The sequence below is a fragment of the Microbacterium sp. X-17 genome, assembly GCF_039615055.1.
This window is the reverse complement of record NZ_JBDHNI010000011.1, coordinates 26,002-38,956: the sequence shown is the minus strand read 5'-3', so window position 1 is coordinate 38,956 and position 12,955 is coordinate 26,002. Positions and strand designations below refer to the sequence as shown.

At 62.3% G+C, this 12,955-nt stretch carries 10 protein-coding genes and 1 pseudogene; 4 read left to right on the top strand and 7 right to left on the bottom strand.

Going from position 1 to position 12,955, the window contains the following annotated elements:
* Positions 1 to 31: 31 nt before the first annotated feature.
* The 6 genes and pseudogenes from ABCS02_RS33230 to ABCS02_RS33205 form a co-directional block, all read right to left on the bottom strand.
* Positions 32 to 1,218, bottom strand: a pseudogene (locus ABCS02_RS33230) (DDE-type integrase/transposase/recombinase); the annotation flags it as partial.
* A 475-nt stretch (positions 1,219 to 1,693) separates the two neighbouring features.
* Positions 1,694 to 2,650, bottom strand: a complete 957-nt coding sequence (locus tag ABCS02_RS33225; RefSeq protein WP_345840002.1) for a sugar phosphate isomerase/epimerase — start codon at positions 2,648 to 2,650, stop codon at positions 1,694 to 1,696.
* Positions 2,651 to 2,690: 40 nt separating this feature from the next.
* Positions 2,691 to 3,485 (bottom strand): carbohydrate ABC transporter permease, encoded by a 795-nt coding sequence (locus ABCS02_RS33220; protein WP_345840001.1) that lies wholly within the window; start codon positions 3,483 to 3,485, stop codon positions 2,691 to 2,693.
* Between the two features lie 29 nt (positions 3,486 to 3,514).
* Positions 3,515 to 4,306 carry a sugar ABC transporter permease gene (locus ABCS02_RS33215; RefSeq protein ID WP_345840000.1) on the bottom strand — a complete coding sequence of 264 codons (792 nt, stop codon included), beginning with the start codon at positions 4,304 to 4,306 and terminating at the stop codon, positions 3,515 to 3,517.
* Positions 4,307 to 4,507: 201 nt separating this feature from the next.
* Entirely contained in the window at positions 4,508 to 5,791 is a 1,284-nt protein-coding gene (locus ABCS02_RS33210; RefSeq protein ID WP_345839999.1) for an extracellular solute-binding protein, read from the bottom strand.
* A 59-nt stretch (positions 5,792 to 5,850) separates the two neighbouring features.
* Positions 5,851 to 7,002, bottom strand: a complete 1,152-nt coding sequence (locus tag ABCS02_RS33205) for a Gfo/Idh/MocA family oxidoreductase (protein ID WP_345839998.1) — start codon at positions 7,000 to 7,002, stop codon at positions 5,851 to 5,853.
* A gap of 90 nt (positions 7,003 to 7,092) precedes the next feature.
* Between ABCS02_RS33205 and ABCS02_RS33200 the strand changes: the two genes are divergently transcribed.
* Entirely contained in the window at positions 7,093 to 8,292 is a 1,200-nt protein-coding gene (locus ABCS02_RS33200) for an ROK family transcriptional regulator (RefSeq protein WP_345839997.1), read from the top strand.
* A 106-nt stretch (positions 8,293 to 8,398) separates the two neighbouring features.
* On the opposite strand, the gene ABCS02_RS33195 is transcribed toward ABCS02_RS33200, so the two are convergent.
* On the bottom strand, positions 8,399 to 9,460 hold the full coding sequence (locus tag ABCS02_RS33195) for a LacI family DNA-binding transcriptional regulator (RefSeq protein ID WP_345839996.1): 1,062 nt from the start codon (positions 9,458 to 9,460) through the stop codon (positions 8,399 to 8,401).
* Positions 9,461 to 9,798: 338 nt separating this feature from the next.
* On the opposite strand from ABCS02_RS33195, the gene ABCS02_RS33190 reads away from it, so the two are divergent.
* The 3 genes from ABCS02_RS33190 to ABCS02_RS33180 are packed head-to-tail and all read left to right on the top strand — an operon-like array spanning position 9,799 to position 12,952.
* The gene (locus ABCS02_RS33190; RefSeq protein WP_345839995.1) at positions 9,799 to 11,118 is read left to right on the top strand and encodes an ABC transporter substrate-binding protein; all 1,320 of its coding nucleotides are present in this window, start codon (positions 9,799 to 9,801) and stop codon (positions 11,116 to 11,118) included.
* Positions 11,119 to 11,123: 5 nt separating this feature from the next.
* Positions 11,124 to 12,053, top strand: a complete 930-nt coding sequence (locus ABCS02_RS33185) for a sugar ABC transporter permease (RefSeq protein WP_345839994.1) — start codon at positions 11,124 to 11,126, stop codon at positions 12,051 to 12,053.
* A complete protein-coding gene (locus tag ABCS02_RS33180) occupies positions 12,050 to 12,952 on the top strand; it encodes a carbohydrate ABC transporter permease (RefSeq protein ID WP_345839993.1) in 903 nt (300 codons plus the stop codon). The genes ABCS02_RS33185 and ABCS02_RS33180 overlap by 4 nt, the downstream gene beginning before the upstream one ends.
* Positions 12,953 to 12,955: the final 3 nt, after the last annotated feature.

Below are 12,955 nucleotides of genomic sequence, written 5' to 3'. Positions count from 1 at the left end.
GTCTCAGGACATCGGAAGCGGAAGTGTCTCAGGACATCGGAAGCGGTTGGTGTCTCAGGACATCGGTGACACTTCGTCTGGTTTGGGCGCGGGGCGGCGGCCGCGGGGTCGGCCGTTCGAGACGTATTTGACGCCGGGTGAGGGCCAGGGTTGTTCGATGATGAGGGTGCCGTCGAGGTCGAAGAACATGATGGTGGGGCCGGTGTCGAGGATCGCGATTCGTTTCTTGCTGTAGTCGCGGCTGATGCCGAAGCGGATGCCGTGGAACTCGACGCTGCCGCCGCGGTCGACGAGTTTGACGCGGATGCCGTCGTCGCGCCGGCCGAGGCGGGAGTCGTGTGCGGGCGGCCTGGGTGATTCCGCTTTCGGGGTGGCCTGCCAGGCCTGGTGCGGGGTGATCCGGCCGGGGAGGGCTTGGTGGGGTCGTTGGGTGTTGTAGATGATGTCGAACGCATCGACCTGCTCCTGCAGCTGGGCCAAGGTGGCGGCGATGGGCTGCTTGTCGAGGTAGCGGAACAGGGTCTGGTGGAAGCGCTCGTTCTTGCCCTGGGTGGTCGGTTTGAACGGTTTGCCGGTGATGGCCTCGACGCCATAGCGAGCGAGGTAGGTGGTCAGTTGGCCGGCGAACCCGCGCCGGGAGGGGTTGAGCGCCATCCCGTTATCCGAGAGCAGCCGTTGGGGAACACCGTGGAGGCGGATGGCTTTGGCAACGACGGTGATCGCGTCTTGGGAGCTCTCGGTCCAAGCGACGTGGGAGGCGACGGCGAGACGGGAGTGGTCATCGATGAGCTGGAAGATGACGCACTTGCGTCCCTCGGTGAGGACGTATTCGGTCGCGTCGATCTGCCAGCACGCGTTCGGTGCCGGATAGACGAACCGGCGGTAGGAGGCGCGTGGGCGCTTGCGTGGTTCGAGGCGGGCGACGCCGGCGTCGCGGAAGATCCGGGCCAGGGAGGACACCGCGGGAACCGGGGTGATCCGCAGGAGCTGCATCCTGTCGTGGACGCTGATCGGTCCGTGGTCCAGGCCGGACTGTTCCAGCGCCGCCCTCACTTGGATGGCCTGCTGTTTGATCTCGTCGGTGATCTTCGCGGGGCTGGCTCGAGGGCGCCGGGATCGTGGTTCGAGCGCGGCGGCCGGGCCGTCTTCGATGGCGCGTTTGCGGATCGCGTAGAAGGTCTTTCTGGAGATGCCGTGCTCGGCGCAGAAGGTGGTTATCGACCCTCGCGGTGCATCCGGTGGCCACTGGGTGATCGCGAGACGGACACGGGGATCAACGGGTTCGACACGGCTCATTCCTCAAAGATCGAGGAGAAGTGTCACCACCAAACAGAGCCCTAGTGTCACCGATGTCCTGAGGCAGATTCGTCACCCATGTCCTGAGACATAACAAAATTCAACTCAAAGAGTGCCTGCGTGCATTCGCCCTTTGTCTTGACTTCTCGCTCCTTCGTTCGTTCGTCTCTTCTGTCTCTCTTGTTCTGTCCGTTGATCATTTCCTTGGTCGTTCTGTTCCCTGTGGTTCCCGTTCTTGCCCTTCGTCTCGTTCCGAGAATCTCTAGCCCCGGCTTGCCTTTGCTCAAAATGGACCGACTCCAACTGGCGAACGTAAAGAACCCCGGCCCATTGGGTCGGGGTTCTTTACGTGTCGTATTGCTGTGATGCGCCACGGGCATCAAGTGCTGATACCTAGTCAGGCGGGGATTGTGTGGCGGAGCCAAGCAGCTGTGTGGAGCGCGCTCTGGTAGGGCTCCATCGTGGCGCGGTCGACTTCGATGATCACCCAGCCGCCGAAGCCGGCCGGCAGTGCAGCGAGGACACGGGTGAGGTCTATCTGGCCGAGGCCGGGCTCGGTGAAGAGTCCGCGGTCGGAGGTAGCCCGGTAGGTGGTCGGGTTCTCACGGCTGTCGCGTGCGACTTCTAGGTTGAGGTCCTTGAAGTGGAGGTCTACGAGGCGGTCGCTATATGTGGTGAGCATCTCGACGGCGTCGATGCCCGCCCATTCGAGGTGGCCGATGTCGAATGATGCGCCGAGGAGCGAGTTGTCGATGTTGGCGAGGACGTAGTCGATCTCCTCGCGGGTCTCGACCCAGGTGCCGACGTGGTTGTGGAGTCCGGGCCGGATGCCTTCGGCGCGGAGTACCTCGCAGGCCTCGGCCAGGATCTCGACGACGGAGTCGAGGCGGTTCTGATCGAAGTCGTGACCCACCGCAGCGGCTACGCCGGTTCTGGTCGCGGCGGGGCCCCAGCCGACCTCAGGTGCGATGAAGATGGAGGAGAGGCCGAAGTAGTTGCTCTCTTCTGCCTTGCGGCGGACGCCGTCGAACCAGCGGATCCACTCGTTGCTCCCGCGCTGGAGCTTTTGGCCGTGGTCGCCAGGCAACGCTACTTGCGCGTAGCCGGGCGCGGGCTTGAGGCCGGCGTCGCGGAGCATGCTGGCATAGTTCTGCAGCGTCTGCGTCGCGAGGACCTCCATCATCACTGCCTCGAATCCCGCGTCCTTAATCTGGCCGAGGACGCCCGGGTAGTCCTTTACGAAGGCGGGGTCGCCGTAGAGCCACAGGTCCGCACTGTCGGGGTTGGTTGGATCTTCCTTGATGTTGATCCACTGGATCGCATTGAGTGCGAATTGCGCGCGCGAGAGCGTCATGAGAGTACCTCTAGTATTTCTATTTCGGTGGTAGTGGCGGCTACTTCAGGCCCGCGGTTGCGACGCCTTGGATGAAGTAGCGCTGGAGGAAGAGGAAGAGAATCAGAACAGGGAGCAGGACGACGACCGCGCCCGCGAGCAGAAGTCCGAACGCGGTGGTGTTCGACGCCTGGGAAGCGACGGCGAGGCCGATGGGTGCGGTGTACACGTTCTGGGATTGGGCCACGATCAGCGGCCACAGGAAGTAATTCCACGAGTAGAGGAAGCTGAGGATGCTGACCGTGGCCAAGGCTGGCCCCGCCAAAGGGATGAAGACTGTGGCGAAAGTTCGGATCTCACCGGCGCCGTCCATTCGGGCGGCTTCGAGCAGCTCGTCGGGGACTGAATACGCGAACTGGCGCATGATGAACACCGAGATCGGCATCACCAGCAGCGGCAGCGCGATGCCGGCAAGGGTGTTGACCAACCCCAGCTGCACGATGATAAAGAACTGCGGCACGAAGACAGCGACGTAGGGGACGGTCATCGCACCCATCACGGCGACGAACATGAGCTGGCGGCCCTTGAAGTTCAACTTCGCAAGGGCATAGCCGGCCATGGCGCCGAAGATCACGTTCGCGAGCACGGCGATGGTTGCAACGATGACACTGTTGATCAGGTAGCCACCGAATCCCTTCTGGGTGAAGAGGGTGACGTAGTTGTCGAAGTTGAAGGTCTTTGGGAACCAGGCGCCGGGGTCGGCGATGAACTCGCCTTGTGTCTTGAACGATCCGGAGAACACCAGGACGAACGGGATCAGCATGAGCACGACGACGAAAACGAGGATGGCGTACATCGTCGCGCTGCGGAGAGGGGATGTCTTTATCAATGCTTCGGCCTCAGGACTCGGAACTGGATCAGCGCGACGACGCCGATGAGGAGAAGGAGGAGGAACGATCCAGCCATGGAGACGGCGGTGTTGCCGAAGCCGAACTGCTCGTACACCCACACCGCGATGGAGCGGGTCGCGCCCAGCGGGCCGCCGTTGGTGAGCAGGAACGGCTCCTCGAAGATGTTGAGGAAGGACACTGTCATCAGGACGGACACGAGGAGCGTGGTCGGCCGCAGCAGCGGCAGAGTGACGGAGAAGAGCTGACGGGTTCGGCTGGCGCCGTCGATTGAGGCCGCTTCGTAGACCTCCGGTGGAACCGCCTGAAGACCAGCCAAGTAGAGAACCATGCAGGTTCCGATCGTGCGCCACACACCCAGGATGACGACGAGCGCGAACGCCCAGCCGGGGTCGCCGAGCCAGTTGGGGCCCTTGATCCCGATGGTGCTGAGTGCCGCGTTGGCTGGCCCGGTCGGCGTGAATGCGTATTGCCAGATTACGGCGGCGGCGACGATGTTCGTGATCACCGGGAGGTAGATCGCCGCACGGAACAGGGTCTTTAGTTTCTGGATGCCCCGGTTGAGGATCAGGGCTAGCACGAAGCCGATGCCCATGGTGAGGGGAACGCAGAAGAGGACGAACAGTCCGGTGTTCAAGACCGAGCGGAGGAATTCGGCGTTGGTTAGGATGTGGGTGAAGTTGTCCAGTCCGACAAAGTTGACATTGAACGGGTTGCGGAGATCTGTTGCCCGCATGTCGGTTGTGCTCATCACCAGCGCGACGATCACGGGGATCAGCGTTAGGAGTACGAAGATCACGATGAACGGCGTAAGGAACAGCCAGGCCGTCCGTGCTTGGGAGTCGCGCTTCTGACGACGCGGTCGCGGAGCGGGTGTTGAACTCGAAGGCGAATTTGTTGGTCGGGGGGCCCGGGAGGGCAGACCGGTGGCCTGCCCTCCCGGGTTCTGGGTCGTGGTCATTCGATCGACCTACTTGTTTCCGGTTCCGATGGAGTCGGCCTGCGACTGGGCCGCGTCGAGAGCGGCTTTCGCGGTGATCTGGCCGCGGGCGACCTGTTCGGCCTCCTGGGCGATGATCTTGCCGACCTGTCCCCAGGTCGAGGACTGCGGAGTTCCGAAGCCAATCTCGATCGACTTGCGAATGGTGTCGATATAGGGCGCGTTCTTGATCGTGGTTGTATTCCACGCCTTGCTGTTTGCGGGCAGGTTGCCGAAAATCGTGTACCAATCCACCTGTGTATCCGGCTGGGCCATGTAGCGGACGAGCTTCCATGCAGCGTCTGCGTTCTTTGCCCCCTTGAGGACGAACAGGCTGCCACCGCCGACGACGGCCGCTTTGTCACCGGAAGGTCCCGCTGGAGGAACAGACAGCTCGACATTCTTCGCACTCCAGCCAGTTCCCGCAGCCTGGTCAAGCCATCCAGGGAACCACGGGCCGTTGTACTCCACGGCGTTGGTGCCCTTGACAAAGTTCGGCACGGTGTCCAGGAACGATGGTCCGTCCGCAGATGCGAGTCCGCTCTTAATCAGGGACGACCAGAAATCCAGCGCCTCCACATTCGCTTTGGTGTTGATCGTCCACTTCTTGTTGTCGGCGGAGATGAACCCGCCACCATTCTGGTGAGCGAAGACGTTGATCTCCTGGGCCGTGTAGATGTCGTAGCCAACCGCGAGGGCGAGAGGGTTCTGCGTACCTTGCGATTTGAGGCTTTCGGCGAACGACTTCAGACTGTTCCAGTCGGTGGGGGCCTTCAGCCCTGCCTTCTCGGCCAGGTCCTTGCGGTACTGGATGACCTGAGCGTATGTGTACCACGGCACTCCGTACTGGGTGCCGTTGACGACGCTGGCGTCCCAGGACGCGTTGAAGAAGTCGCCCTTCTTCACGAGATTGTTCGGGACGGCCTCGAAGCCGCCGGTCGCAAGAATTCCGGGCTGGTCCTCGGTAGTGATGAACACAGCGTCCGGGACAGTCCCGGATGCGATGGCGGCAGTCATCTTGGACGCGAAGTCAGCGCTCGGCACCTGCGTCAGGTTGATCTTGACGCCAGGGTTGTCCTGTTCGAACTTCCTCCACAGCTTTGGAAGGTCAGCGCCGTCCGCACCGGGCGCCCAGAACTCGAGCGTGCCCTTGGCGGGCGAGCTGTTGACGGTTGTGGTGTTGGATCCTCCAGCGTCGGTGGCTGAGCGTCCGCATCCGGAGAGAATGAGGGCTGTAGCTGCGACGGGAACCGCCGCAAGGATCAGCGCGCGCATGCGGCGCGATCGGAATCTAGTCATCATTGACCTTTCTTGGTGGGAGTGTAGGCCCGCGCTTAGCGTGCGCGAACTGCTGTGGTCGGGGCGGTCAGTGGAGCTGGCCGTGTGGGGCGGCTTTCGATCGAGACAGGGGTTCCGCCGCTGTCGCTTGATGTCTGAATCGCTTCCAGTACCTCAAGCACATGGAAAGCGAGTTCGGCGGAGACGCGGAGTGGGCCGCCGTCCAGCGCGGCAGCCAGGTCGGCGACCCCCGGGCCGCGCAGGAGCTGGTCGTAGGTGCAGGGAGTTCCCGAGGGTGAGAAGATCGGCTCAAGGACGGTCCATTCGTCGTCATAGTGTCCGCGCAAGGTGACGTCGCCGTCGAACTCGTTCGGGTCGGGAAGTGTGACGGTTCCGCGATCGCCGTAGATCTCGATCTTGGGGAGGCCTGAGTCCCAGATGTCGAAGCTCAAAACCAGCGTGCCAATCGCCCCTGAGGCGAAGCGGAGGGTGGCGCTGCCGTGGGTGGCAACATGCACCGCTACACTCTCGACCTTGCGGTCCGGTGCGGTGACCGTACGGGTGTCAGTCCCGATGCGGGTGAACGCTGTCACGGTCTCGATTGGGCCAAGAAGCTGGACCAGCTCTGTCACGTAGTAGGGGCCGAGGTCGAGGGCCGGACCGCCGCCGGGTTGAAACAGGAAGGTCGGGTTGGGGTGCCATTTTTCGGCCTTCGAATGCGTAACGAAGGCGGTTGCGCCGATGATCGCCCCGACGTCTCCTCGGTCGATCGCTGCACGGGCCGTCTGGCCGGCGCTGCCGAGGAACGTATCGGGGGCGACTGCGAGGGTCCTTCCAAGTCGGTTCGCGGTCTCCACCATGTTCTTTGCGTCCGCCAGTGTGGCCGCAATGGGCTTCTCGACGTAGACGTTCTTGCCCGCTTCTAGGGCCTGGATCGTCAGTGCCGCGTGGACAGTGGGTGGGGTGATGTTCACGACGATGTCCACGTCCGGATCGGCGAGGAGTGCTTCGACCGACGGGTATGCGACAACCCCCGCCTCCGCGGCAAGAGTGTTGGCGAGTTCTTGCATCACGTCGGCGACGCCGACGAGTTGGATCGAGTCGTAGCGGCTCATGCCCTCGACGTAACGGCGTGCGATGTTTCCGCATCCGATGATGGCGACGGATTTGGCGTCGGGAATCTCGGAGAAGTCTTCAGTGACTGGCATACGACTTTTGTACATCCATGTTCGCAATAATGTCAATATTGATTTATTTACGACTTGCGAATTGCATAAATGAGTGATTAAGATCAGCCTGTGACAGAAATCACTGACGATCACAAGCGGGTCCTGCGACTCATTCACGAGCAGGGCACTGTCAGCAGGGCTGCGGTTTCTGCCGAGACGGGGTGGGCGCGAGCGACTGTCACCCAGCGGTTGAATGAACTCATCGCGGCAGGCTGGGTCGTCGAGATGTTCCCTTCGGGCGCTGCCGAAGGCAGAGGGCGACCCTCGACTTCGTATCAACTCAACCTGGACGGCCCGCTGATCTTTGTCCTGAGTTTTGGGCAATCGCAGGTGCTGACAGCGCTGACTGATCTCGATCGGAATCCCGTCGTTACGCGCCTAGTAGCGTTCGAGCGCGAGCACTCAACAGAGCAGGCACAGCAGGTGAGCGACGGAGCGTCCGACTACCTGGACGCACTCTTAGATTCGCTTGGACGCGATCGTTCTGACGTAAAGATGGTCGTCATTGGAAAGCCCGGTCCAGTGGACCTGGCGAACCCGCTCGTGGACGCGAGCGCGATGCCTGGCTGGATCAGCGTCGGTGTTCGAGACGAGGTCGAAGCCGCTTTGGGCATCCCGACTCTTCTCGAAAACGACGCCAATCTCATGGTCATTGGAAGTTGGGAAAGCGCCGGCAGGCCCAATGGGTCCTATGTGTTTGTTAAGATCGCACGGGGTATCGGTGCAGGGATCCTCATCGACGGCAAGCTAGTCCGCGGAAGAATGGGGCTCGCGGGCGAGATCGGACACAACCCCGTTTCTGCAAACCATGGTGAGCCGTGCTCATGCGGCCAGCGGACCTGTGTCACTCAGTACGCCAGCGCGGATGCGATCGTCCGAAACGTAGCAGCGCTGGGACTACCTGTCGAAAACATTGAAGGCGTCGCAACGCTGGCGATGGAGGGCAACCCGCTAGTAACCGCAGAACTCAGACAGGCCGGCCGATTCATTGGTGAGGCCCTCCTCGGGCTCGTCACGACTCTCGCACCGGAGGTTATCGTTCTTGGCGGGCGGGCAAGCCAGCTCGGCGATCACTTGGTTGCTGGAACGCGTGAGAGCATCTACTCGCGTAGCGTTCCGGCGATCTCTACGGGCTTGAATGTCGTGGCTGCGTCGAACCATCGAGTTCTTAGTCTGCGCGGCGCGTCCAGCGTGGGGGTAAGCGCGTTGATAGATCGGGGAACGGCCCTCAAGCGCGACGAGGCAGCGATTCGAAATGCGGTGGCGTAAAGCCCAGTTACCTGAGCGGCTTCAGCTCGCCATTTGAAGACAATCGGGCTTCCGGACGAGGCGAAAACGCTCAGGGCGGGTCTTCTTCGGCTGACCTGGCGTCCGGTCAGTGGGCGCCGATGGGGGTTCTTCCAGGCAGTGGCCCCTGGCGAGGTTTCGTGGTGGATTGGCGCACTTTGATCCCGAAGGTGGACGATACCGTCGTTCCGTCGACTCCCGCCGGCTGGAGCAGGATGCGTATGGCGGCTGCGCCGGCCCAGTCGAAGTCGAGTCGATACGTCGTGAGCGCGGGCGTCCAGTACTCGGCGATGATCTCGTCGTCCATCCCGACCACGCTTACATCGTCCGGGACGATGAATCCGCGCTGGGCCAGCGTGCGTGAGACGCCGAACGCGATCTGATCGTTGGCGCAGAAGACGGCGGTCAGACTTGGGTCGCGCAGTAGGTCTTCGACCGACGATCGGCCGGCGTCGATCAGTCGTTCGCCTTCGACCGCTGCGGCGATCTGAACAGGCACGGGGATCGGAGCGTTGGCTGCAGTCAGTGCATCTCGCCAGCCCAGTTCACGTGGGTGAATTCGGCCGTGGGGGCCTGGGAAGCTCACATGGTGCACCGTCTTGTGGCCCAGCGATAGGAGGTGTTCGGTGAGTGTCCGTGCGGCGAGGCGGTCGTCGACCACGATGTGCCGCTGCTCGTCGTCGTTCGTGGAGCTGATGGTCGAGAGCGGGACGCCCCCGAGCTTCGTGGTGAGTTCCTTGAGGTCGTAGCGGTCGAAGTCGAGTACGACGACGCCCGCGATGGGCTGGGCGAGCAGAACATCTAGCGAGGTGTCGATCCTCGTGAGGTCGTAGGGGTCCACGACCGTGACTGAGACGACGTAACCGGCGCGACGCGCTTCGCGCTCGATGGCTCGGATCATCTCGCTCGAACCGTACGTGACGTCGGGCGTCACGACGCCGATGATCGGCTGGCGCCCCTGAACGAGCGCGCGAGCCGCACCGTTTGGTCGGTACCCGATCCGCTTCATCGCGTCCAGGACCTGATTGCGTCGTTTCTCCGAGACCGGGGTTGATCCAGTGAGGACCCTCGACACGGTCGGGAGGGACACGCCTGCCTCTCGCGCGACGTCGTGAATTGTCGGCGGACGGTCATCTCTGTGGGCTCTCATCGCTCCGCAGCCTATTCGAGAGGGGTGCGATTGGGGTGTCGAGTAGCGGGGGAGATGGAATGCATCATTGCTCCTGTGTTTCAGGCGCCGGGACGGGCCGACGCTTCGGTGCCGATCTTCACATGTTTATCTTCATGTCTTGACATTACGACGTAAAGTGGTTTACGTTCGTGCCAGTCGAAACTTACCTCCGTTTCGCAGATTGATCAACGTTAGTCATTGCAATTTGATCAACGTTAGTCCTTCTTGTTAAAGGGAGTTGAGACGGAGACGCACCGAAACCCGATCCGGCATCACTCGTCCCTGATAGGACGTGTTACTCGAAGGTGAGTTCAGACATGCAGAGAAGCATTCACACCCCGATCCGCGAGGCAGGCCGAAGCCTGAAGTCGCGCAACGTCGGGCGTACCGCGATCGCCATCGGCGCGGTCGCGATCGCAGCAGCCGGGGTCCTCACGGGTTGCGCCAGCAACAACAGCTCCGCTGGTACCGGTCAGCCCATCACGTTGACCGCGAACGTGTGGTCGGACTGGAAGTTCGTCCAGTCCGCCGGCGACGAGTTCAAGAAGACGCACCCCAATGTCACCCTCAAACTGAATGCGATCACCGACGGCACGTACTGGACGAAGATCCCCGGGCTCTTCAAGACAGCGGACACTCCCGACATCAGCGCAGTTCCGATCGACGCGGATCACTACCCGTCGTTCGTCAAGGACGGTCTCCTCGCGCCTCTCGACAGCGCCTGGGAATCCTCGGGGCTGAACAAGAATGTCTCGGCGAGCGTCAAGCAGCAATACACGCAGAACGGTCACCAATACGCGGTCTCCGTCGGCGGCGTGGCCGTGCCGGTGATCTATTACAACAAGGATCTGTTCAAGAAGGCTGGAATCGCCGACCCGAACCAGACCGTCGTGACGATGGACGAGTTCTACGCGATCAGCGACAAGCTCAAGAAGGCGGGCATCGATCCGCTGGCAGCGGGTATGGGTGATGGCAGCGCGGCGTACCGCTACTTCGCCCCCGTCTTCTCCAGCATGTGCGGAGCCCCCTGGGAGAAGAAGATCGCGAGCGGAGACACCTCCGGATGGAAGGACGCCTGCGTGGAGAAGGCCCTCCAAGTTGTCTCCGACTGGAAGAGCAAGGGCATCTTCGCCGGTGGGAGCTCCGCGGGAACCGCAGCGTCTTCGGTCGCCGAGGCGACGTTCTCCGCTGGCAAGTCCGGCATGGAGATGGAGGGCACCTGGGCCGTCGGAGCCCTGCGGCAGGGCAACCCGAGCATGAACATCGGATGGTTCCAGATGCCGATCGCATCGGGAGACTCGCAGAAGATCGTCCTGTCCACCGTCGACTCGCTCGCCGTGTCGTCCGGTTCCAAGCACGTCAAGGAGGCCACTGAGTTCCTGGCGTTCATGGCGAACTATGCGGGGATCTGGCAGCACGGTATCCCCGTGCGAGCCGACCTGAAGGCGCCCACCGGTACCGACCCGATCCTGACCAGCCTCGCCAAGACGCTCAACTCCGACGGTGCGGCACCGTATGCGCTGGAGCAGGTCACCAAGGCCGACCTCATCAGCACCATCGACAACGCCATCGTCGCCGTCATCGCCGGTCAGCAGTCGCCGTCCGCCGCCGCGGGGAGCATCGCCGCAGGGGCGTAGATCTCATGACCTCGGTAACCGCAACAAAGACGCAACGCCCGCAACGGCCGCAGCGCCAGGCAGTGCCCTCCCGTATCAGGAGGGCACTGCCCGGGGGCCTCTACCTCGGGCTCGCGATCGTCCTTAGCGCCATCCTGTTCAGCTACCCGGCGATCTCGACGGTCATCACCTCGTTCTCCGTCACCGCAGCGAACGGTGCCACCGCATTCGGATTCGACAACTACGTCCATCTCTTCAACGACTCGGTGTTCTACACGACACTACTGAACACGTTCGTGTACGCGGTCATCTTCGTCGTCGGCACCATCGTTCTGGGGACGCTCCTGGCGCTGGCGCTGTATTCCCGGATTCCGGGGCACGGAGCGTGGCGATTCATCATCCTCGCACCGTCATTCCTCCCGATCGCATTCATCGGCGTGGTCTGGGCTATCGGGCTGGACCCCTCGGTCGGCTGGCTTCAGTCCATCCTCAAGAGCATCAACCCTGCTCTGAACCAGGCATGGCTCGCCGATCCCAACGTCGTCATGCCCCTGATCGCCGTGATCGCCGTGATCCAGGGGGCAGGGTGGCCGATGGCGATCATCTGGACCAGTCTCCAGGACGTGCCACCGGAGATCATCGAGGCGGGCACCGTCGACGGTGCGAGTTCGCTTCAACGCACCCGATTCATTCTGCTGCCGTATGTGCGCGAGACGATCGCCACCGTGACCCTGCTCCAGATCATCTTCTCTCTGAAGGTGTTCGACATGCCGTGGGTCATGACGCGCGGGGGCCCATCCCATGCGTCAGAAACCCTGACGATCTTCGTCTACAACCAGGCGTTCGTGAACCAGAACTTCCCACTCGGCTGCGCAGCAGCCGTCGTGTCGTGCATCTTGATCGTCATCGTGACCCTCGGCTACCAGCTCATCTCACGCCGGAAGGCCAACTCATGACCACCCAGACAGCAGCCCTGCACCGTATCCGCGCATCGCGTCGTAACCCCGATCGCTTCCGAACGTCGGGTCAGCGCACGGGTCGGGTGGTCATCACCGTGCTGGTGATCCTTTGGGCCGTGTTATGTGCGATTCCAGTTCTGATCGCCGTGTACTCGTCGTTCAAGACTCAGGCCGACATCATCACGAACCCGTTCGGGCTGCCCATTCCTCCGTATCTGCAGAACTACGTCACGTCTTTCCAGGGCACGCTGGGGGGCCAGCCCATGACGGTCTACCTGCTCAACAGTGCGATCTCGACGATCCTGGGCATCATCCTCTGCACCATCGGGGCGACGCTCGCCGGCTACTACCTGGCGCGCAAGACGAACGTGGCCACCAGGATCAGCAGCGGATACTTCCTGGTCCTGCTGACCCTTCCGCCGGTCGTCACCATCCTGCCGCTCTTCACCTTGGCGGGACAGCTGGGGCTGCGAAACTCGCCGTGGGGTCTGGGCCTGGTGCTCGCTGCCGCGCAGTTGCCGCTCGCGGTGGTGCTCATGCGGACGTTCTTCGCCAACTTCCCCCACGAGCTCACCGAAGCCGCCGCACTCGACGGAGCATCTGAGGGGCGCACGTTCATGAGTATCGTCGTGCCTCTCATGCGGGGTCCCATCGGCACGGTAGCGCTGCTGCAGGGCATCGGCATGTGGAACGAGCTCACGCTGGCCGTGGTCCTGATGACCAACTCCGATTCCTACACGGTGCCGCTCGGACTCTCACTCTTCCGTACGAACACCAGCCTCGACCTCGGTGCCCAATTCGCGGGCCTGACGATAGCGATTATCCCGATCCTCATCGCGTACACCATCTTCAACAAGCAGTTCATCGACGGCCTTCGCGTCGGCGCGGTGAAGTAGGCG